Here is a 20,630-nt window from a genome sequence, read left to right as displayed (position 1 = left end):
TGCAATAGAAATAGCGATCGAACTAAGCCGCAAGAATAGCGCTCACCATACGGGCGGTACGGGGTGCAAGCGTCAGCCCTATGTGGCCATGGCCGAAGGCAAGGATAACATCTCGCCCTCCCTTCGATGGCCGGATGACGGGAACGGAATCGGGCATGGACGGGCGGAAGCCGAGCCAGCTGCGGTCTGGTTCGCCAAGGGTCGGGAAAACCCGGCGAGCATTCGCAACCAGCGACTGCAGCAGCCGGGTGTTGGCCGGAGCAGCGATACCGCCGAGTTCCACCAGGCCGGCGACGCGCAGCCGGCCACGCATGGGGCACAAATAGAAGCCGTGTGCGGTCGGGCAGACCGGCCGTTCCACCGGCGGCTTCTCCATGTCGAACTCGATATGGTAGCCGCGCTCCGTGTCGAGGCGGACCGGATCGCCGATCTGGGCCGCCAGCCTTTGGGAATGTGCGCCTGCGGAGATGACCACGGCTCGCGCGCCGATCTCGAACGGCCCGGCCAGGATGCGGACCCCGGCGGACGCACGCGCGATCGTGTGCGCGCAAGCCGGCACGAATTCGACACCCGCCCTGCGGGCCGCCATCGAAAGACGGCGCATCGTCTCGCCCGGATCGACGAGATTGATCGCATCGGGAAAGAACAGGCCGCCGCCCTCGACAGGCGTCAGCCGGGGTTCCAGTCGCAGCACCTCGTCGGGCGAGAGCAGCTCCAGGGCAACGCCGTAGCTGCGGCGCAGCGCGATGTCTGTCGCGGCTGCCTGGAAAGCCTTGCGGGTCTGGTAAAGATAGAGGCAGCCTTCCGCCGAGAGCAGGTCCGATGCACCGATTTGCGCCGCGAACTCCCGCCATGCCGCCGGGGCGTCGGACAGGAGTTCCGCAATGCGGCGGGTGTTGTCACGGTAGCGGTGCGGCAGCGATTCATAGGCGAAGCGCGCCAGCCACGGAAACAGGGCGGGCAAGGCGGCGGCGCGGATCGACAGGGGGCTGTCCGCGTCGAACAGCAGCGGCAGCAGGTTGCGCAGGACCGAGGGCGTGCCCACCGGCAGGACCGCATAGTCCGCGATAGTGCCGGCATTGCCGTAGGAGGCACCGCTGCCCGGCTCGTTCGGCTCGATCACCACGACCTCGCGGCCGTCGGCGCGAAGCCGAAGCGCAATTGCCAGACCGATGACGCCGCCGCCGATCACGGCGACGTCGGTCGAAATCCTGCTCATCTGATTCATACCAGGTTGGGAGGGGGACGGCGCCACCACATGGCGCCGCCGGTTGTGGGGCCGACCGGTGCCGGCGTTCAGCCGGACGCTGCGTATTTGGCGACATAGGCGCGCGTGCGCGCCTCGCGTGGCCGGTCGAGCACATCCGCAGCAGTGCCTTGCTCGATGATCTTGCCGCCGTCGATGAAGACGACCCAGTCCGACACTTCCCGCGCGAAGGGCAGTTCGTGGGTGACCAGGATCATCGTCATGCCATCGGCGGCCAGTTCGCGCATGACCCGCAGCACCTCGCCGGTCGATTCCGGATCGAGCGCCGAGGTCGGCTCGTCGAACAAAAGGACAGTGGGCCCAAGCGCGAGCGCCCGGGCAATCGCCACGCGCTGCTGCTCGCCACCCGACATGCGCTCCGGATAGGCCGTCGCGCGATGTGCAAGGCCGACACGGGTGAGCAGGCGCACGGCACGCTCCACCGCCTCGCGCTCGCCGATCCCCGCAGCGTGCATCTGCGCGAGAACGACGTTCTCGACCGCTGTCAGATGCGGGAACAGGTTGAAGCGTTGGAACACCATGCCGACGCGTTGGCGCAGCTTGGCGAGGTCCTTGCATGTCACCGCCCCCCTGGCGCAGATCGCCTCGCCATTGACCTCGATGACGCCGTCGTCGGGCTGCTCAAGCAGGTTGACGCATCGCATCAGCGTCGTCTTGCCGCCGCCGCTCTGGCCGATGATGCTGACGATGCGGCCGCCCGGCACGTCGAGATCGATGCCGCCGAGCACCTGCCTGCCATCGAAGGACTTCTTGAGGCCGCGGATGGTGACGGCCGGCCTGGTGGCGGCCTCCGCTACGTTGACGATATGCTGTGTCATGCGGTTCCTCCCGCGAGCAAGGTCCTGGCCAGCCGTAACCGCCGCCGCCGCCCGCGCGACAGCGGTACGCCCGCCTGGATCGTCCGCTCCAGCCACAGCAGGCTTTGCGACAGCGGATAGCAGACCGCGAAATAGATGGCCGCGATGACGAGATAGACCTCCAGCGCCCGGAACGTCTCGGACGCGATCAGCTGCGCCTGCGTCATCAGTTCGGCCGCCGAGATCGTCACCAAGAGCGAGGTCGATTTGAGCAGGTCGACGAACATGGTGTTGGTGCCGGGTAATGCCAGCCGCAGCGCCTGTGGCAAGACGACATGGCCGAAGGTGGTGCCACGGCCAAGTCCCAGCGCCTGCGCCGCCTCGTTCTGGCCGGAATGGATGCCGGCGATGGCCGCGCGGAAGATCTCGGACAGATAGGCCGCGTAGAACAGGACGAGGCTGAGCACACCGGCGGCGAAGACGCTGAGTTTCACCCCGACCGACGGCAAGCCGAAATAGGTGACGAAGATGATCGCCAGCAGCGGGACGTTCTTGAAGACCTCCGTGTAGAGGGCGGCCGGCAGCCGGACCAGGCGCAGACGGTTGAGGCGCATCAACGCGAGCACCAGACCGAGAACCGCGGCACCGGCGAAGCTGGCGACTGTGTAGGCCAGGGTCCTGAGCAGACCCCAGCCGATATTGCCCGCGTAGTCGCTCCAGGGAACCTGGAGAAATCCGGTGAAGACATCGGAAGGGGACATTGTCCGGCCCTCCGCTCTTCAAGGGGCGATCGAGGGTGGCGACCAGTCCGCGGGACGATCGACGCCGCGGCGTTGAGCTGCCATCTCCGGCGAAGGAACCAGGAATTGCTTGGGGTCGCCGCCCCATTTGGTGATCAACGCCGAGAGCGAGCCATCCTTGTACATGGCGTCGATCTGGTCGGACACCGCCTTGGCCAGCTTGGGCGCCTCCTTCGGCAGGTAGAAGCCGGTCATGTAGGACTGGAAATACTGGTAGTCAGGATGGGCCTTGACCTCTTCGGCGGTCGGCGGCGTCAGGTATTCGACGCTGAACTTCATGTCCGGCCGCTGCTTCTGCTGGTAGACGATCAGCAACGGATCGAGGAAGCCGACATTCAGCCGACCCGACGCGAGGTCCTGGAAGACGCTGTCGGCCGAGGGATAGGTGTGCGGCGTAGCATTCGGCACCTGAGCGATCGATTTCGCCCAGACATAGCCGGTGACCGTGCCGAGGTCCTTGCCTTCCAGGCTCTTGACGTCCGGATATTTGTCGGAGCCCGCGACGGCCATGGCTGGCGGCGAATAATAGGGCGGGTCGGTGAACAGGCCGACCTTCTGGCGCGCATCCGACCAAGCGATACCGCCGATGGTGATGTCGGCGCGCCGCGACTGCACCGAGGCAAGCATGCCGGGAAAATCGGTGACGTTGACTTCCATCTTGAGGCCGAGCTTGTCGGCGACCGCGGCGAGGATATCGCTGTCCAGCCCGACCAGTCTGTCATCCTTCATCGCCGTATAAGGCATGTAGGGCTGGATGGTGACCTGGAGCACGCCGGGTTTCAGCGTTTCGAGATCCTCCGCTGAGGCCGGCTGAAACACGCCCAGCAATCCCATGCCGAAACCCAGCAAGGCAGCGAAACCTCCCTTGAGCGACGACGACGAAAATTTCCCCTTTTTCATGACCGATACCTCCCTGTCATCGTATCAATATATTTGTAATATATCGATCAGTATATTATACATATCCATTGTCAAGTGATTCTCGGCGATCGCTTCCCGGTACGGTGGAGACAAGGTGATGGACGCGCGGATGCGTGAGGGAGACGCTGATGAGGCCGGCACGACACTGGCCGAGCGCACCTACCTGCAACTGCGGGAGGACATCATCACGGTAAAGCTGGCGCCCGGCACGTTGCTGCGCGAAAGCGAGCTGATGCGGCGGCTCGACGTCGGTCGCACGCCGGTGCGCGAGGCGCTGCTGCGGCTGCAGCGCGACGGCTTCGTCGATGTCAACGGCCGCCGGGGCACCTCCGTCAGCACCATCGATATCAGTGATCTGTCGGCGATCTACGAAGCGCGCGCGACCATCGAGTCTTGGGCGACACGGCTGGCGGCGGAGCGTCTGCGCGAACCGGAACGCAGGGAGGCGCGGAAATTACTCGAGGAGCTCGCGGCTTTTTCGGATCGGCCAGAACCCGAGCCCCTGCTGGCGCTCGATCGTCGTATTCACCGCTTCATCTACCGCGCCGCCAAGAACCCCTATCTGTTCGACACGCTCGACCACTACCACAACCTGTCGCTGCGGATCCTGCATGTGGCGACGCGGCGATTCCCCGAGTTGATGTCCGGTCTCGACAAGGTCCTGCACGAGCAGACCCAGATGCTCGAAGCGGTCTGCCGCGGCGACGGCGAAACTGCCGAGCGCATCGCGCTGCATCACGTTCTGAGCTTTGAAGAGGACGTACGCAGGGTCATTTAGGTGCCAGTCGCGCTGACCACTCGAAGGCGCCTGCGATCAATCTGGAGACCGGAGTGCCCAATCGTGAACTCGGCGGGCACAACCGCTCCGCCATGCCTGCTTCCACGAGGCGCGAACTGAATTTCAACGACTGACATGAAGGCGCAAAGCAGCCGACCCAATCCCGGCTCACTTAAGTACGAGTGTCATTGTCAGAATAATTTTGTACCTAGATGCACCGAGTTTGCGGCTGTCCGCTGCAGGAGCAGTATCACACGGCCCCCAGCCACTCGCCGCTGCCGGTACATGCCGCCAGTGTGATCATGTCAATTGCCACAGCGGGTTGGCGGCTCATGTGATCTGACGAAACTGGTCCGCCTTTCCTGAAGTGGATAACCAGTTGCTTCCTAATATAGGCAGGCACCATCCAACGGATGGCTAGGTTGTATCGACCAGCCCCTTGCCATAGCAGTTGCGCTGGTTTCGCGAGGCGGTAACGGCTATGCTGGCAGCCAGCGAATTCGCTTTCGAAACTTATTGCCCTTCCTGACTTCATCGTGCCGCAGTCCAAAGGAGTCTGTTGCGATGGCGGGCCTGAATCCGATTGTGATCGAGAACCAGAAGACTGGTAACCCACAAAGCGAGTGGGACCTCGACGGACCGTCGTCCAGCAACATCCAGGGCTTTGCCACGACCATCAGCGTCAACGCGGGCGGCACCGTATCCCTCAAGATCAACACCGATTCGGCCAATTACAGGATCGCCATCTACCGGCTCGGATACTATGCGGGACTGGGCGCCCGGCTGATCACAACGATCCAGAAGACGACGGCTTCCGTACAGCCGGCGCCGGGCGGAACGCCGGCCATCGGCCTAGTCGATGCCAGCAATTGGGCGGTCACCGCCACATGGGCCGTTCCTTCGGATGCCGTTTCCGGCATCTATATCGCCAAGCTGGTGCGGCAGGACAGCACTGCAGGCGCCAGCCACATTCCGTTCATCGTGCGCAACGACGGCGTTCGGCGCGACATCGTCTTCCAGACCTCGGACACGACCTGGCACGCCTATAATGGCTGGGGCGGCGCCAATCTCTATGGCGGCAATGCCACAGCGAGTTCGGACGGCCGTGCCTACAAGGTCAGCTACAATCGGCCGTTCGTGACCCGCGACGGCATCGGCACCTATGCGGGGCCGCAGGATTTTGTGTTCAGCGCCGAATATGCGGCGATCCGCTGGCTCGAGCGCAACGGTTTCGACGTCGCCTACGTCTCCGGCGTCGATGTCGGCCCCGGCGCCTACCCGTTGACCAACTACAAGGTCTATATGTCGGTCGGCCACGACGAATACTGGTCCGGCGACCAGCGGGCCAATGTCGAGGCCGCGCGCGATGCCGGCGTCCATCTGATTTTCATCAGCGGCAATGAGGTCTATTGGAAAACGCGCTGGGAAGCGGACGCCAGCGGCGCCCCGAACCGGACACTGGTGACCTACAAGGAAACGCATGCCGTCGCCAAGATCGATCCTTCCAGCCAATGGACGGGAACGTGGCGCGATCCGAGCTTCACGCCGATCTCTGACGGCGGCCGACCGGAAAACGCGCTGACCGGGACCATTTTCCAGGTGGATTCGTTCCGGGCGGACACCATCACCATTCCCTACGGCCCATCCAAGTTCCGGTTCTGGCGCAACACCTCCGTAGCGGGCACCCAGTCCGGCCAGGTGGCCTCACTGGCGACAGGCATTCTGGGCTACGAATGGGATGAATCGCCGGACAACGGCTTTCGCCCACCGAGCCTGATCCACCTTTCTGCAACCACGCTTTCGGTCAACACCTATCTGCTGGACTACGGCAACACCGTCGGTCCGGCGCAGGCGACGCACAATCTTGCACTCTACCGCGCACCCAGCGGCGCGCTCGTTTTCGGGGCGGGCACCGTGTTCTGGTCGTTCGGCCTCGACACCGACCATGACTACGCCAATGACGGCCCCGTCACGGTCACGCCGGAAGATCCGAACGTCCAGCAGGCGACGGTCAATCTCTTAGCCGACATGGGCGTCCAGCCGCAGACCCTGCAGGGTAATCTGGTGACGGCATCGGCGTCGACGGACCTGACGCCGCCTGTCTCCACAATCTCGACGCCAGCGGCCGGCGCAAGCTTGGTCCAGCAGCAGGCTGTGACGGTCAGTGGCACTGCCTCAGATGCTGGCGGGTTGGTCGCGGTCGTGGAGGTCTCGACCGACGGCGGCGCGACCTGGCATCCCGCCACGGGCACCACCAATTGGACATTCACCTGGCAACCGCTGCTTCCCGGAAACTACACGATCACCGCGCGCGGGGTCGACGACAGCATGAATGTCGAGACGCCCGGCGCGGGCGTTTCCGTCACTGTCACGCCCGCTGCAACCGTCAGCCTGTTCACGCAGAAGGATGTGCCCTTCACCCTCAGCACCGACGATCACAACGCCCTGGAGATCGGGCTCCGCTTCAAGGCGACCACGGGCGGTACTGTGAGCGCCATCCGCTTCTACAAGAACCCGAGCAATGTCGGCGCGCATATTGGCCATCTCTGGAGTTCGACGGGGACGCTGCTGGCGGCAGCCAGCTTTTCCAATGAGACGGCCAGCGGCTGGCAGCAGGCGAACCTGACGACAGCCGTCACGCTGACCGTGGGAGCCACCTATGTCGTCTCCTATTCCTCCAACGGCTTCTATTCGGTCGACTACAACTATTTCTATCGCCAGCGCAGCATTGGGTCGCTGGTCGCGCCCTCTGGGCTGAGCGTGGGAAACGGCGTGTTCGTTTACGGTTCTGCCGGCTCGTTCCCCTCGAGCTCCTTCCTCAATTCCAATTATTGGGTCGATGTCGTCTTCAACCGCGCCGGCGGGGCTGGAAATCTTCCGCCGACCGCCAACAACGACAGCGGATTCGTCACCACGGAGAACACCGCGCTTGCCATTCCGGCATCGTCCTTGCTTGCGAACGACACCGACCCCAACGGCTACACGCTTTCGGTGACTGGTGTCAGCAGCCCGACCAACGGCACGGTTGCCTACAATGCCGGAACCCAGATCGCGACCTTCACGCCGACGACGAACTATGTCGGCGATGCCGGCTTCGTCTACTCGATCACCAATGGACATGGGGGCACGGCCTCGGCGAATGTGGCATTGGCCGTCAACCCGAGCGGACAGACCACGGTCAGTCTGTTCAGTATATCCGACGTCCCGGCAACTGTGACGGAGAACGACAACAACGCCGTTGAATTGGGCGTCCAGTTCCAATCGTCCGCGGCCGGACAGGTGACCGGCATCCTCTTCTATAAGGGGCCGCAGAACACCGGGACCCACATCGCCAATCTCTGGACCGCGAGCGGAACCCTTCTCGCCACCGCCACCTTCGTCAATGAGACGGCAAGCGGCTGGCAAGTGGTAACCTTTCCGGCGGTCGCGATTTCCGCGAACACGGTCTATGTTGCGTCCTATCACACGCAGACCGGATATTATTCCGCAAACAGCGGCTACTTCTCGACCGCGCATGTGAGCGGGGTCCTGACAGCACCGGCGACCGGCCCTGTCGGCGGCAATGGCCTCTACGCCTATGGCGCGAGCAGCGCCTTCCCCACGAGCAGCTACAACGCGACCAACTACTGGGTCGACGTCGTCTTCCAGCCGACCAGCCAGAGCACCTACAGCCTCTTCAGCCTCAACGACACACCGGCCACGGTAACGCAAAACGATCCGAATGCCGTTGAACTTGGGGTCAAGTTCCAGAGCAGCAGTGCCGTCCAGGCTCTCGGCATCCGCTTCTACAAGGGACCGCAAAACACCGGCCCCCACGTTGCCAATTTGTGGAGCAGCACGGGAACGCTGCTGGCAACTGCCACTTTTGCCGGCGAAACGGCAAGCGGTTGGCAGACCGTGACCTTTGCCTCGCCCGTTCCGCTGACCGCGAACACGATCTATGTGGCGTCATATCACACCACGACGGGCTACTATTCCGCCACGTCCGCCTACTTCACCACCGGCCATACCAGCGCGATGCTGCTCGCACCGGACAGCGCGAGCGCCGGCGGCAACGGGGTCTACATCTATGGCGCCAGCGCTTTCCCGACGAGCAGCTACAATTCCACCAATTATTGGGTTGATGTGATCGTCAGCAACAGTTCGGGAGCGCCAGTTGTATAGAGCCGCCCTTGGTTCCCTTTGCACAGGGTACCCAAGGGCGGTCGGACCATGCGATGTTCCGCTCCGCCTTGACCGTTTCCGCCACGATGCGGCTTTGACAAAAATCGGCGCCTGATCACATTAAGGGCCGTCAAAGTCTTCGCTCGAGCAAACGGTCTTCGTGAATGGCATCGCAATTTTCCTGGTTCAACGAGCCCAAATCCTGGTCTGGTCATGCGCTGGGACTAAAACTTAAAACGGACGCCGATACGGATTTCTGGCGCAAGACCTTCTATGGTTTCATCCGCGATAGCGGCCATGCCTACCTGCGGCCGGTCGAAGGCGATTTCACAGCCGAAGTGACAGTCCTTGGCGACTATTCCGAACTCTATGACCAAGCTGGTCTCTTTTTCCGGCTCGACGAACGAAATTGGATCAAGGCCGGGATCGAATACACCGACGGAATGATGCATTTCTCCGTTGTCGTCACCCGTGATGTTTCGGACTGGTCCGTGATACCGCTGCCATCGGCTCGACCGAGCGATCCGGTCCGCATCCGGCTGACGCGGCATGACGATGCCGTGCGCGTGCAATATGCCGTGGGTGCAATGGCTTGGCAGATGGCGCGGCTATGCCCGTTCTCGGCCACGCGGGCTGAAATCGGCGTCACGGCCTGCTCGCCTCAAGGGCCGGGTTTCACCGTATCATTTTCGCAGTTAGTCGTTGGCGAGGCGATCGCACGCGACCTCCACGCTCCGGAGTAGCAGCAGACGAATCCCCTCTTCCCGCCGACGCAAAACACCAGCTGTCGTTCGGTCAAACCAGCGAGGTGGCGATCTTTGGCGTGGCCGCCCCAGTTGTTGCCGACAAGGGCCGGCAGGAATTTCGCACCATCAGGCGCCCTTTGAGAACGAGGCGGCGCGACGGCGCATCGCGATTGCCGTTCAAGCGGTCAAGCAGAAGCATGGCAGCCTGCTCGCCGATGGCCTGCACCGGCTGCGCGATCGTGGTCAATTGAGGATGGAACACATCGGCCCATGGGAAATCGTCGAAGCAGATGATCGAAATGTCTTCCGGACAGGACAAGCCGATGTCGCGGATCGCCTTCATGGCTCCGACGACCATCGGGTTGTTTGCGGAGAAGATCGCGGTCGGGCGTTCGTGCAGGGAAAGCAGTTGCATGGCGGCGGTGTAGCCGTCGGCCTCATGCAGATCACCGGAGCGGACAAGGCTCTGGTCGAATGTCAGCCCGGCGGCGAGCAGCGCCGCGCGATAACCGGCCATGCGGTCGCGCATCGGCGAGATGTCGAATGAGCCGGTTATGTAGCCGATACGCTTGTGGCCCAGATCGACGAGGTAGGTGATCGCCTCGAACACGGCCTGATGATTGTCGAGCACGACCCTGTCGGTGTCGACATTCTCGCATTCGCGATCGAGCAGAACGACCGGCACGTTGGCGCGTTCGACCGTTTCCTTGAGGAAAGCGCTGTCGCCCACGCGGGCCACGATGAGACCGTCGACCATACGGTCGAGGAGAAGCCGGATCTGGTCGTCCTGGTTGTTCAGGTCTTCATCAGTGCAGCACAACATCACCGCATAGCCTGCCCGGTCGAAGGCCTGCTGGATGACCGAAACGACGTCGGTGAAAAAGGGGTTGGTAATGTGCGGTACGGTGAGACCGACTGTGCGGGTCGTGCCGACCTTGAGACTGCGCGCGATGGCATTACGCTTATAGCCGATCTCGCGGATCGCCTGCTCGATGCGGGCGCTGAGCTCCTGGCTGACGGTCGTCGTGCCGTTGATGTAGGCCGAAACGGTCGCCACGGAAACACGCGCTGCTTCCGCCACGTGCAACATGGTAGGAGCGCCGGTTTTTCGATGCTTTCTCGCCTTTAGCTCGGTCATCTTCTAAACGTTTCAGCGTGTACGTCGACGTAACACCTATGGAATTCCCTTGTTTTTTGCAAGAATCAAAAAAACATGGGCTGGAGGGACGATCGTCAATCTTGACTCTATCGAAACGTTTAGATTAGCTTTTTCGCATGACTGGCAGCGCGGTAGGGAGGCCGTTTCTGTCATGGCCACTCGTGAATTTGCGACTTCGCCGGATCATGGTGCCCCCTCGCCGGGGCAACCTATTCTTGCTGCCGACAACATTTCGAAGGCCTTCGGCGGCATCGCGGCGCTCAGCGATGTGAGTTTCGACCTCAGACGCGGCGAGATCCATGCCCTGATGGGCGAGAACGGCGCCGGCAAGTCGACGCTGATGAAAATCCTCTCCGGCGTCTACACGGATTACGAGGGAACGATTTCGGTTGCCACGCAACCAGTCCGGTTTTCCGGCGTACGCGACGCCGAGGATGCCGGCATCGCCATTATTCACCAGGAACTCAACCTCGTTCCCGAACTGAGCGTCGCCGAAAATATCTTCCTCGGCCGCGAAAAGCTGATCGGTGGGCTGATCGTCAACCGCAAGGCGAGTTTCTCGGCAGCCCGAGATCTCCTCGCCTCGCTTGGCATCGAACTCGATCCCGAGGCGCGTGTCGGCAGATTGCGCGTCGGTGAACAACAGCTGGTCGAGATCGCCAAGGCGCTGTCCAAGTCGGCACGCATCCTCATCATGGACGAACCGACGTCCGCCTTGTCGCCGGCTGAATGCCAAAGGCTGTTCCGCATCGTCCGCCAATTGGCCTCGCAAGGCGTCGCGATCGTCTACATCTCGCACCGCATCGATGAGGTCATGCATCTGGCCGACCGCACCACCGTCTTCCGGGACGGGCGTCACGTTCTGACACGCTCGATGGATCGACTGGACGAAAACGCGCTCATCGCCGCCATGGTCGGCCGCACCTTGCTCGATCCTTCGACAACCGCGCGCAATGCCCATTACGACACGCCGATCCTGACGGTGAGGAACCTTCGCCTAGACAAGCCGGACCGAAACGGATGGCGGACGGTTTTGTCGGATATCGACTTCGATCTCGGACGCGGCGAAATATTGGGCATCGGCGGCTTGCTCGGTTCCGGTCGAACGGAAATCCTGCAATCGATCTTCGGCAGTGCTCAAGGGCGGGTTAGCGGCGAGATCAGGCTGGATGGAAAAGGCATCGACATTCGCTCGCCCCGCGATGCCCGCCATCTTGGCATCGCCCTCGTCACCGAGGACCGCAAGGCGGAGGGCCTCTATCTCAAGGCCTCCATCGCCGACAATGTCGCGCTTCCGCTCGTCGACGCCCTTTCCCGTTTTGGCTTGCGCTCCGTTGCCGGCGAGAAAGCGCTGGCCGACGAAGCGGTCAAGACATTGGGAATCCGCTGCAGCGATATCGACCAGGTCGCCAACACCCTTTCAGGCGGCAATCAGCAGAAGGTGGTGATCGGCAAATGGCTGGCGACCAAGCCACGCATTCTGCTGTTGGACGAGCCAACGCGCGGCATCGACATCGGCGCCAAACGCGACATCTACGATCTCATCTTCCGATTGGCTGATCAGGGGCTAGCCATTGTGGTGGTCAGTTCCGAGATGCCGGAACTGCTGCACCTTTCGGACCGCATCCTGGTGATGGCCGAGGGCCGTCAGACCGGCATGCTTCAACGCCATCAAGCCAGTGAGGAGCGGATCATGCAGTTGGCTGCGCCCCGGCGCGCAAACGGACGGACGGCAGCATGAATGCGTTGAGACTTGTGTCGCGTACAAAGCTCTACTGGGGGCTGATCGCCATTTTTTTGATTGGCGTTCTGGGCTCGCCGGTCACTTCCAAGGGCACCAACATCTTCCTGTCCTACGGCAATCTGCTCGATGTGCTGAGACAGGTTTCCACGACCGGCCTCATTGCCACGGGCATGACGGCGGTCATCATCACCGGCGGCATCGATCTTTCGGTCGGTTCGCTGATGGCTATCTGCTCCGTGGTGACGGCGATGCTGCTCACAATGCCTGGTGCCACGCCGGCTGCCCTCATGGGCATACCCGCGGTCGGCCTGGTTGCGCTGCTGATTGGCGTTGCCACCACGCGTTTCCTGTTCGCCAACTTCGCCAAGTCGGCGAACGGGGTCACACTCCACCGCATGCCACATCTTGATAAGATGCGTGGTGTCGTTTTGCCGGCCGTGGTCGGCATCCTGCTGTGTGCCCTCACGCTCTGGTTTCTTCTGCCGCAAGTCGACACGAAGTTCGGCGTGCTCGGCGTTCTCATCGTGGCACCCTGCGTCGGATTGCTGTTCGGAGCGCTCAACGGCCTGATCATCGTTGGTGGCCGGCTGCAGCCCTTCATCGTCACGCTTGCGATGATGGTAACGGCCCTGGGCATCGCCCGCCTCACCGCAGGACAGAACAATGCGGTGCTGCCCGTCTATACCGGTTCCAACGCCACCGAGGATTTCGAAATCCTGCGCTCGCTCGCCTTCGGCATCATTCCCATGCCCGGCCTGTTCTTCCTTGGCGCCATCGTCATTTATGGCGCCGTGCTGCGCTTCACGCCCTTTGGCCGCTATGTCTATGCGATCGGCGGCAACGAGGAAGCCGCGCGGCTTTCGGGTATCGCCGCCGGTCGCGTGAAGATCGCCACCTATGCCATTTCGGGCCTGCTCGCCGGCATCGCCGCCGTGCTCTATGTGGCGCAATACCGCCAGGGCAAACCGGATGCGGGTGCGGGGCTGGAACTCGATGCGATCGCCGCCGTCGTCATTGGCGGCACCAGTCTGATGGGCGGGCGCGGCAGCCTCGCGGGGACCTTGTGCGGCGTGCTGATCTTCGGGCTGCTGTCCAACATCCTGCAGCTGCACAACATCAATTCGAACCTGCAGCTTGTGCTCAAAGGCCTGATCATCATCGGCACGGTGCTGGTCCAGGAGCGCAACGCCGCTGATCTTTTCGCCCATATGCGACTTTCGCGGAAGCGATCGGCGCACACGCCAACGTCCGTTGATGAGCGGGCGATCAAAGAGACCAAGTCTCGAACAATCGGAGGAAACGCAAATGAAACGCCGTGAATTTCTTGGACTGGTGGCCCTGACAACAGCACTTGTCGCCACGACAGCGCTCGTCCCGGGTCAAAGCGCGTTCGCACAAGACAAAAAGTGGACCATCGGCTTCAGCCAGGTCACCACGATCGAGCCGTGGCGGGCGCAGTTCAACAAGGACATCCTTGCTGAAGCCGCCAAACACCCGAACGTCAATCTCATCATCACCGACGGCGAAGACAAGACCGAAAAGCAGGTCGCGGATGTCGAAAACCTCATCCGTCAGCAGGTCGACGCGCTGCTCATTTCACCGAAGGAATCCGCCGGTCTTACCGGCGTCGTCCAGAAGGCAATCGATGCCAAAATCCCCGTCTTCGTGCTCGACCGCAACGTCGACACGAAGGATTTCATCCAGTTCGTGGGCGGCGACAACAAGTTGATCGGCCGCGCCGCCGGTGAATATGCGGTCGAACTTCTGGGCGGCAAAGGCAAGGCAGCCGGCAATGTCGTCGAGATATGGGGCGGCATGGGTACCGAGCCGGCGCATGACCGTCACGATGGCTTCCATGAATTCACCGACAAGGAACCGGGCATCAAATATCTGCTCGACAAGCAGTCGGGCGACTGGAAGCAGGACCAGGCCTACAACATCATGGCGACCGCACTGCGCAACAACGAGAAGATCGACCTGGTCTACGGCCACAACGATCCGATGGCCTATGGCGCCTATCTCGCCGCCAAGGATGTCGGTCGCGACAAGGACATCAAATTCATAGGCATCGACGCCTTGCCCAATGAAGGCGTGCAGCTCGTCAACAAGGGTGAACTGACGGCGACTTTCCTCTACGCAACGCCTGGAGCGGAGGGGTTGCGCCAGGCGTTGAAATATCTCGCCGGCGAGAAGGTCGAAAAGACCGTTATCCTGCCGACCTTGAAGATCACCAAGGAAAACGCGCCGCAGATCCTGAAGGACAACGGCCTCTAATTTCACAATTGCTGCAGGCAGCGGCCGACATCAAAATTTCGGTCGCTGCCTCATCGTAAACGCCCATGCCGCCGGCATCATTCGGCAGCGACGGCGAATCCAATACGCGATCTGAGAGCCGCTCCGGCTTCGTCGAGTGCCTGGTCGATACGGCGCGCGAAGGCCTCCGATGCCGGTTGGCCATCGGCGAAATCGCGCTCCGTCGCATAGATGGCCGTCGGCAGGGAATAAGCCTCGAAGAACCCGAACAGTGGCCGAAGCTGGTGTTCGACGATCAGCGCATGGCGGTCGCCGCCGCCTGTCGCGGTCAAGAGCACGGGTTTGCCGCGCAGTGCCGTCGGATCGAGCAGATCGAAGAAATGTTTGAACAGCCCGGTATAGCTGCCCTTGTAGGTTGGTGAACCGACGACCAGCAGATCGGCTTCCGCAACGGCGCGCAGAATTGTCCCTGCCTGATCCCCCAGATCGGACGCCCGCCGCGCCGTGGCGAAGGACGCCCCCAGATCTTCGATGTCCCAGCTCGCGGCAGACAGCCGGTTGCGGCGTCCGATCTGTGACACGACATGGTCGACGAAGCCGAAGGTCTTGGACGGGCGTGTGATGTTGCCGGAAAAGCCGACAATGCTGGTGTTGGCCACGGGCGAACTCCCTTTTCTCGATGCTCGGTCTCTCAGGAAGCTGATGCGGCAACGCGCGGACGCACACCACGACCAAACTCGACGTCCCAACCGCGCAGCGCCGGCGACGACGCGCTGGCAAGGTCAAGTTTCGGGAACAGCAATTCGGCGACGTTGTAGACCTCCTCGAGATGCGGATAGGCCGATGCAATGATGGTTTCGATGCCGATGTCCTGGTATTCGCGAATGCGCGCCGCGACATTGTCGGGACTGCCGACCAGCGCTGTGCCCGCACCGCCCCGCACAAGCCCCAGCCCGGCCCACAGATTGGGGCCGACAACCAGCTTGTCGCGACGGCCCTGATGCAGCGCGGCCATGCGTTTCTGGCCGACCGATTCCGACACATTGACGAAGTTGTTCTGCGCTTCGGCGATCACCTCATCGGAGACATGGCTGATCAGCCGGTCGGCGGCGGCCCATGCCTCTTCTTCGGTTTCCCGCACGATCAGATGGATGCGCAATCCAAAACGGATGTTTCGACCTTCCTTCGCGGCGGCCTTGCGCACCTGCTCGATCTTTTCGACAAGTTGTTCGACGGGTTCACCCCAGCTCAGATAAACGTCGACATGTTTGGCGGCGATCGCGATGCCGGCATCCGACGAGCCGCCGAACCACAATGGCGGATAAGGCCGCTGTACCGGCGGGAAAGAAATGTCGGACCCACGCGCCGAGAGATATTGGCCCTCGAAATCCACCTCTTCGCCCGACAAGATGCTTCGCCAGATCGAGAGGAACTCGTCCGTCTGCGCGTAGCGTTCACCGTGGTTGAGCTTGATGCCATCGCCGGCAAGGTCGCTCGGATCGGCGCCGGTAACGACATTCAGCAGCACGCGGCCGTTGGAAATGCGGTCGAGCGTGGCGGCATGGCGGGCAAACAGGGCCGGCGTGCCGCTGCCGGGGCGCAGTGCAACCAGGAAACGCAGCCTTTCCGTCTGCGGGATGAGCGCCGCCGCCGTGATCCAGGCGTCTTCGCAGCGCGTGCCGGTCGGCAAGAGTACGCCCTTGAAGCCCAGCCGATCCGCCGCCTGGGCGATCTCCCGCAAATAACCGAACGTGGCCGGCCTGTGGCGCTCGTCGGTGCCGAGATACGGCCCGTCGCCATGGGTGGGCAGGTACCAGTAGAGATCGAGCGGACGCTTCGGATCGGACATGGGATTTTCCTTCTGCGGTCGTTGTTCGAAAACGGTCAGAGCTTGCCCTTCCAGGGCACCAGCCGCCGCTCCAGCCAGCGCATGCCGGTGGCGAAGGCAAAGGCAAGAACCGCGATGATGATGAGGCCGACGAAGACGACGTCGGTGGACAGGAAGTTCGCGGCCGACATGATCATGTAGCCAAGGCCGGATCGTGCCGCGATCAGCTCGGCCGCCACCAATGTCGACAGGCCGGCGGCGATGCCGATGCGCAGGCCGGTCAAAATCTCGGGCAGTGCCGAAGGCAAGATGATGTTGAAGAACAATTGCAGCCGGCTTGCGCCCAACGACAGCGCCGCGTTGATGCGCTCGGCCGGCACGGAACGCACTCCGGCTTGCGCCGAAAAGCAGATCGGTGCGAAGGTGGAGAGCGACAAAAGCACGATCTTCGAGGTTTCGCCGATGCCCAGCCAGATGATCAGCAGGGGCAAGTACGCCAGCGGCGGCAGACCCCAATAGAGGCCGATCGGCACCGAAAGCACGCCTTTGGCCCAACGATTGAGCCCCATCAAAAGACCGATCGGAACACCAAGACCGACACCGACGGCAAGAGCGGCCAGGATGCGGCCAAGGCTGGCCAGCGTGTGCTCCAGCAGCGTGCCGTCGGCATAGCCGTCCTGGGCAACCGCGTGGAACTGCGCCAGCACTTCCGCAGGCGAAGGTAGGAACAGCGGCGAAGCCCAGCCGAATTGCGTCGCGACGAACCACAGCGCGATCAGCGCGACCAGCGTGATGCTGCTGATGAGCAAGGTGGTGGTGGTGCCAACAATCGGTCGCGAGCGGTGCGGCTTCGGCGCCGGCTGAACATGGGCGAATACGGTGCGCGGATCGGCGGCAAGCGTCATTGCAGAACTCCCTTGCCGGATGCTGCCGGACGGTGGATCAAAGCGCGGATTTCCTCGCGCAGTTCGATGAAGCGCGGGTCGGACAGGATCGGACCAATATCGCCGGTCTCGGCGAATTCGCGCGCGAAATCCGCGTCAAAGCGGGCGACGATGCGGCCAGGCCTCGGCGACATCACCACCACGGTGGTGCCAAGCGTCAGTGCTTCTTCGATGGAATGGGTGATGAAGAGGATCTGCTTGCCGGTGCGCGCCCACACCGACGCCAGCAACTGCTGCATCGTCTCGCGTGTCAGGCTGTCCAGCGCGCCGAACGGCTCGTCCATCAAGAGAATCTTGGGATCGGTGGCCAATGCCCGTGCCAAACCGACACGCTGGCGCATGCCGCCGGAAAGTTCGTAGGGCGGTTTGTCGCCAAACTCGGACAACCCGACCAGATCCAGCAATTCCTGCGCCTGTTGGCGGCGTTGCTTTCTGGCGACACCGCGGAACTTCAGCCCGAGCGCGACATTGTCGATGACACTGGCCCAGGGCAGCAGCGTATCCTTCTGAAAAACGACGCCGCGGTCGCCGCCAGGGCGGTCGACAGGCTCCCCATCCAGGGTAATCGACCCCTCGGTGAGCGGCAGGAAACCGGCGACGGCATTGAGCAATGTGGACTTACCGCACCCCGATGCCCCTACGGCAACAACGATGGAATCCGGGGCAATATCCAGCGAGACACGGTCGAGCGCGTGAACGCTGCTGCCGTCGGAAGCTGGAAAGGTGACACTGGCATCGCGGATGCGGAGCATATCGAAACCTCCGGGCGATACGGGCCTCAACCGGCCCGTATCGCTCTGGCTTTTGTCAATTGGAAACCTTGGCGGCTTCCGCGTATCGCGGGTCGACGAAGGCAGCGTAGCTGTCCTTGACGGCGGTGATCTTGCGCTGTTCCTTGAGGAAGTTCGCCGTATCTTTGAGGATTTTCGCGACCCCGCTCTTTTCGCCGCCGCCCAGCCATTTGTCGGAAAGCTGTTCCTGCAAAGGCGGCACCACAGTGGATTTCAGCCGCTCCGCATTCTCGGCCGGTGTTCCGCCCTGCAGCCCGGCAATGAGCTTCGCGTTCTCCGATTCCGGACCCCAGGCCGCCTTGTCCTTGGCGAAGGAGACAAAATAGCCATCCACCTGCTGCACATATTGCGTCAGGAATTCGGGATGCTGCTTGGCGAACTCGCCGGTCGCCACCAGGGCGCTGAAGGTCGGCGCGCCGCGGTCAGCCACCTGCCCCGCCGTCAGAAGCACCTTGCCGTTCTTCTTCAATTCCGACAGCGCCGGATCCCACACGAACGCACCGTCAATGTCACCGCGTTTCCAGGCCGCCACGATTTCAGGCTGCGGAATGGCGATGACCTGTGCTTCCTTTTCCGAAATGCCTTCCTGCTTGAGCACGGCAAGCAGCTGATAATGGTCGGTCGAAACCGGTGCGGCGGCCAGCTTCTTGCCCTTGAGATCGGATGGCGTCTTGATCTCCGGCCTCACCACCAGCGCCTCGCCGTCGCGCGATACCGAAGAGATGTAGAAGGCTTTGACGTCCAGCCCCTTGGAAACCGCCGCGGAATACGGGCTGGAACCGACATCGCCGATCTGGACAGCGCCGGAAGCAATGGCGGCAAAGATATCCGCGCCCGAATTGAACCGGCGAAATTCGATGTTCCAACCGGTCCTCTTGGCGATCTCGCCATTGGCGATACCGACGAAATACGGCACCGAGCCGGTCTGATAAGCGATGACCACCTTCTTTTCGTCAGCGGCAAAGGCCGACGAGATGAGAGCGCCGATGGAGAGACCCGCGAGAGCGGCGGTGAACAGTTTGCGCATGCGTTTACCCCTTTGCTGATCGAGGTTTGTTCCCCGAACCATCAGCGCACGTCGCTGATCGGCTTAAACGCTACTGAATTTGTAGAATTAGTTTAGAAAGCTTTTTGCGAATATCGTCCGAGTTCGGAACGATCTGTCTAATCGCATCGAGACGAAACAACGCGATTCATTCGAGAGGCGGACGTCCGCGCCGGGCACAGCATCTCAGCCGCATCGCGAGCGTCTTCCGAACCAGAGCTTTTTTTCAGCGAACGAACGCCAGCACGACGATGCGGGGAGCAAGGCAGTATGCGAGCGTTGCACGACGTCCGGTGGTCGTCGTCGCCCTACTCGCACTCAGGTCTATCGCGATATCCCCATAATCCAGGATTTCGTGATCAAGCGGATAGACCGCCTTGTAGACCGCTTCCTTGGCCGCAAACAGGATGCGGCCGGCGAGTTGCCGATCCACTGCCCCGACAACGTCTATGCTTGTTGCGACGAGCGCGGCGATCTCGTCCGGTAGCGCGATGGCAGGCTCGACATCGATGCCCAGGGAGCCGACGTCGGTAATCGACGCAACCGCAGCGACCGCCATCTCATCGTCATGGGCGAGCGAGCCGGAGATGCCGTCAGGCCAGACTGGAGCGCCGGAAGGTGAGCGCAAGACCGGGAAATCGTTGATGCCGATATTCGACAACAGACTGTGTGCGATCCAACGCGCGGCGCCGCTGGCACGGCGCATGGCCGGGCGGCGCGCCGGGATGGAACCGGCCTCCTCGGGCAAGAGATGGGCCTCATCGCCGTCGCGGATCGATCGGCAGCCGACGCCGACGCCAGGCGGCGCGATGGCGGCCATTGCTTCAAGCAACGAGACTTCCTCGGCGGAGCGTGCGGGAATGGGTGGCGGCCGCGTCAACGATCGTCCGTCGGCGACGGCACAACGAGATCGGCGATCATTTCGCCGTCCTCGTCAAGGCCTTCTTCCACGAAGCCGGCGGAGCGGTAGAGGTGCCGTGCACCTTCATTGTCAGGCGCGTAGCAAATCGAGATATGCCTGATATGGCCGAGCTGCGCAATTTCGTCCAGAACCTGCAGCAGCGCGGCTCTGCCATAGCCCCTGCCTTGATGTTGACGGTCGATCATGAAGCGGTAGATGCGCGCCTCGTCATCATCCTGCGGCGCCTCATACATCAGGAAGCCGACAACGCCATCACCAGCCATCACCACGCGTGGCCGGGCGTCTTCGTCCAGATCGGCCTCCTCGAGGGACTCGGTGTTGCTGGCGACGAAATCCAACTGGTCGTGTGCGAGCTCCAACGCGGTGACCTGGGCCCGATTAGCCTCGGTCACCGGCACGAGATGAACCTGCGCAGCCTTCTGAACATGCGTCGTCAACACATCGCCTCCGCCGTCAGCCTGAATGTCGCGG

General features: G+C 62.2%; 18 protein-coding genes. 6 read left to right on the top strand and 12 right to left on the bottom strand.

Translation table 11 applies throughout. The features are described 5' to 3' along the window. Nucleotides 1-22 precede the first annotated feature (22 nt). The 4 genes from AB4136_RS05615 to AB4136_RS05600 all read right to left on the bottom strand — a co-directional run bounded on the left by AB4136_RS05615 (nt 23) and on the right by AB4136_RS05600 (nt 3,764). A complete protein-coding gene (locus tag AB4136_RS05615; RefSeq protein WP_024925648.1) occupies nt 23-1,219 on the bottom strand; it encodes an NAD(P)/FAD-dependent oxidoreductase in 1,197 nt (398 codons plus the stop codon). A gap of 77 nt (nt 1,220-1,296) precedes the next feature. After that, on the bottom strand, nt 1,297-2,085 hold the full coding sequence (locus AB4136_RS05610; protein ID WP_024925649.1) for an amino acid ABC transporter ATP-binding protein: 789 nt from the start codon (nt 2,083-2,085) through the stop codon (nt 1,297-1,299). Next, entirely contained in the window at nt 2,082-2,825 is a 744-nt protein-coding gene (locus tag AB4136_RS05605; protein ID WP_024925650.1) for an amino acid ABC transporter permease, read from the bottom strand. Before AB4136_RS05605 ends, AB4136_RS05610 begins: the two co-directional genes overlap by 4 nt. A gap of 18 nt (nt 2,826-2,843) precedes the next feature. Beyond that, nucleotides 2,844-3,764 carry a substrate-binding periplasmic protein gene (locus tag AB4136_RS05600; protein ID WP_024925651.1) on the bottom strand — a complete coding sequence of 307 codons (921 nt, stop codon included), beginning with the start codon at nt 3,762-3,764 and terminating at the stop codon, nt 2,844-2,846. Between the two features lie 118 nt (nt 3,765-3,882). On the opposite strand from AB4136_RS05600, the gene AB4136_RS05595 reads away from it, so the two are divergent. The 3 genes from AB4136_RS05595 to AB4136_RS05585 all read left to right on the top strand — a co-directional run bounded on the left by AB4136_RS05595 (nt 3,883) and on the right by AB4136_RS05585 (nt 9,470). Further along, a complete protein-coding gene (locus AB4136_RS05595; protein ID WP_024925652.1) occupies nt 3,883-4,563 on the top strand; it encodes a GntR family transcriptional regulator in 681 nt (226 codons plus the stop codon). 564 nt (nt 4,564-5,127) lie between these two features. Further along, on the top strand, nt 5,128-8,727 hold the full coding sequence (locus AB4136_RS05590) for a DUF4082 domain-containing protein (RefSeq protein WP_024925653.1): 3,600 nt from the start codon (nt 5,128-5,130) through the stop codon (nt 8,725-8,727). 164 nt (nt 8,728-8,891) lie between these two features. Then, on the top strand, nt 8,892-9,470 hold the full coding sequence (locus AB4136_RS05585; RefSeq protein ID WP_024925654.1) for a DUF1349 domain-containing protein: 579 nt from the start codon (nt 8,892-8,894) through the stop codon (nt 9,468-9,470). 52 nt (nt 9,471-9,522) lie between these two features. Here the strand turns inward: AB4136_RS05585 and AB4136_RS05580 are convergent, their stop codons facing one another. Beyond that, nucleotides 9,523-10,563: a LacI family DNA-binding transcriptional regulator gene (locus AB4136_RS05580; RefSeq protein ID WP_024925655.1), complete on the bottom strand. Its 1,041-nt coding sequence runs from the start codon at nt 10,561-10,563 to the stop codon at nt 9,523-9,525. Between the two features lie 220 nt (nt 10,564-10,783). Between AB4136_RS05580 and AB4136_RS05575 the strand changes: the two genes are divergently transcribed. From AB4136_RS05575 to AB4136_RS05565, 3 genes are read left to right on the top strand one after another with little or no spacing between them, the layout of a single operon-like run. Beyond that, nucleotides 10,784-12,373, top strand: coding sequence for a sugar ABC transporter ATP-binding protein (locus AB4136_RS05575; RefSeq protein ID WP_024925656.1), 1,590 nt, complete (start codon nt 10,784-10,786; stop codon nt 12,371-12,373). Next, nucleotides 12,370-13,695 (top strand): ABC transporter permease, encoded by a 1,326-nt coding sequence (locus tag AB4136_RS05570; protein WP_024925657.1) that lies wholly within the window; start codon nt 12,370-12,372, stop codon nt 13,693-13,695. Before AB4136_RS05575 ends, AB4136_RS05570 begins: the two co-directional genes overlap by 4 nt. Next, entirely contained in the window at nt 13,682-14,650 is a 969-nt protein-coding gene (locus AB4136_RS05565) for a substrate-binding domain-containing protein (protein WP_024925658.1), read from the top strand. The genes AB4136_RS05570 and AB4136_RS05565 overlap by 14 nt, the downstream gene beginning before the upstream one ends. A 77-nt stretch (nt 14,651-14,727) precedes the next feature. Here the strand turns inward: AB4136_RS05565 and msuE are convergent, their stop codons facing one another. From msuE to AB4136_RS05530, 7 genes are all read right to left on the bottom strand, one after another. Continuing rightward, nucleotides 14,728-15,288 carry an FMN reductase gene (gene msuE, locus AB4136_RS05560; RefSeq protein WP_024925659.1) on the bottom strand — a complete coding sequence of 187 codons (561 nt, stop codon included), beginning with the start codon at nt 15,286-15,288 and terminating at the stop codon, nt 14,728-14,730. 32 nt (nt 15,289-15,320) lie between these two features. After that, on the bottom strand, nt 15,321-16,478 hold the full coding sequence (ssuD, locus tag AB4136_RS05555) for an FMNH2-dependent alkanesulfonate monooxygenase (protein ID WP_024925660.1): 1,158 nt from the start codon (nt 16,476-16,478) through the stop codon (nt 15,321-15,323). Nucleotides 16,479-16,513: 35 nt separating this feature from the next. Next, nucleotides 16,514-17,362 (bottom strand): ABC transporter permease subunit, encoded by an 849-nt coding sequence (locus tag AB4136_RS05550; protein WP_024925661.1) that lies wholly within the window; start codon nt 17,360-17,362, stop codon nt 16,514-16,516. Then, the gene (locus AB4136_RS05545; protein ID WP_024925662.1) at nt 17,359-18,153 is read right to left on the bottom strand and encodes a taurine ABC transporter ATP-binding protein; all 795 of its coding nucleotides are present in this window, start codon (nt 18,151-18,153) and stop codon (nt 17,359-17,361) included. The genes AB4136_RS05550 and AB4136_RS05545 overlap by 4 nt, the downstream gene beginning before the upstream one ends. Nucleotides 18,154-18,208: 55 nt before the next feature. Then, on the bottom strand, nt 18,209-19,219 hold the full coding sequence (locus AB4136_RS05540; RefSeq protein WP_024925663.1) for a taurine ABC transporter substrate-binding protein: 1,011 nt from the start codon (nt 19,217-19,219) through the stop codon (nt 18,209-18,211). Nucleotides 19,220-19,463: 244 nt separating this feature from the next. Then, nucleotides 19,464-20,069 carry a 4'-phosphopantetheinyl transferase family protein gene (locus AB4136_RS05535; RefSeq protein WP_244440134.1) on the bottom strand — a complete coding sequence of 202 codons (606 nt, stop codon included), beginning with the start codon at nt 20,067-20,069 and terminating at the stop codon, nt 19,464-19,466. Between the two features lie 44 nt (nt 20,070-20,113). Continuing rightward, nucleotides 20,114-20,596 carry a GNAT family N-acetyltransferase gene (locus AB4136_RS05530; protein WP_024925665.1) on the bottom strand — a complete coding sequence of 161 codons (483 nt, stop codon included), beginning with the start codon at nt 20,594-20,596 and terminating at the stop codon, nt 20,114-20,116. Between the last annotated feature and the right edge of the window lie 34 nt (nt 20,597-20,630).

Source organism: Mesorhizobium sp. 2RAF21 (genome assembly GCF_052115345.1).
Lineage (GTDB): Bacteria > Pseudomonadota > Alphaproteobacteria > Rhizobiales > Rhizobiaceae > Mesorhizobium > Mesorhizobium terrae.
This window is presented reverse-complemented; position numbering and strand designations above follow the sequence as displayed.

Bases quoted from the DNA above. Each gene is read 5' to 3' on its own strand.
- AB4136_RS05615 (WP_024925648.1), bottom strand. From the start codon at position 1,219: ATGAGCAGGATTTCGACCGACGTCGCCGTGATCGGCGGCGGCGTCATC.
- AB4136_RS05610 (WP_024925649.1), bottom strand. From the start codon at position 2,085: ATGACACAGCATATCGTCAACGTAGCGGAGGCCGCCACCAGGCCGGCC.
- AB4136_RS05605 (WP_024925650.1), bottom strand. From the start codon at position 2,825: ATGTCCCCTTCCGATGTCTTCACCGGATTTCTCCAGGTTCCCTGGAGC.
- AB4136_RS05600 (WP_024925651.1), bottom strand. From the start codon at position 3,764: ATGAAAAAGGGGAAATTTTCGTCGTCGTCGCTCAAGGGAGGTTTCGCT.
- AB4136_RS05595 (WP_024925652.1), top strand. From the start codon at position 3,883: ATGGACGCGCGGATGCGTGAGGGAGACGCTGATGAGGCCGGCACGACA.
- AB4136_RS05590 (WP_024925653.1), top strand. From the start codon at position 5,128: ATGGCGGGCCTGAATCCGATTGTGATCGAGAACCAGAAGACTGGTAAC.
- AB4136_RS05585 (WP_024925654.1), top strand. From the start codon at position 8,892: ATGGCATCGCAATTTTCCTGGTTCAACGAGCCCAAATCCTGGTCTGGT.
- AB4136_RS05580 (WP_024925655.1), bottom strand. From the start codon at position 10,563: ATGTTGCACGTGGCGGAAGCAGCGCGTGTTTCCGTGGCGACCGTTTCG.
- AB4136_RS05575 (WP_024925656.1), top strand. From the start codon at position 10,784: ATGGCCACTCGTGAATTTGCGACTTCGCCGGATCATGGTGCCCCCTCG.
- AB4136_RS05570 (WP_024925657.1), top strand. From the start codon at position 12,370: ATGAATGCGTTGAGACTTGTGTCGCGTACAAAGCTCTACTGGGGGCTG.
- AB4136_RS05565 (WP_024925658.1), top strand. From the start codon at position 13,682: ATGAAACGCCGTGAATTTCTTGGACTGGTGGCCCTGACAACAGCACTT.
- ssuD (WP_024925660.1), bottom strand. From the start codon at position 16,478: ATGTCCGATCCGAAGCGTCCGCTCGATCTCTACTGGTACCTGCCCACC.
- AB4136_RS05550 (WP_024925661.1), bottom strand. From the start codon at position 17,362: ATGACGCTTGCCGCCGATCCGCGCACCGTATTCGCCCATGTTCAGCCG.
- AB4136_RS05545 (WP_024925662.1), bottom strand. From the start codon at position 18,153: ATGCTCCGCATCCGCGATGCCAGTGTCACCTTTCCAGCTTCCGACGGC.
- AB4136_RS05540 (WP_024925663.1), bottom strand. From the start codon at position 19,219: ATGCGCAAACTGTTCACCGCCGCTCTCGCGGGTCTCTCCATCGGCGCT.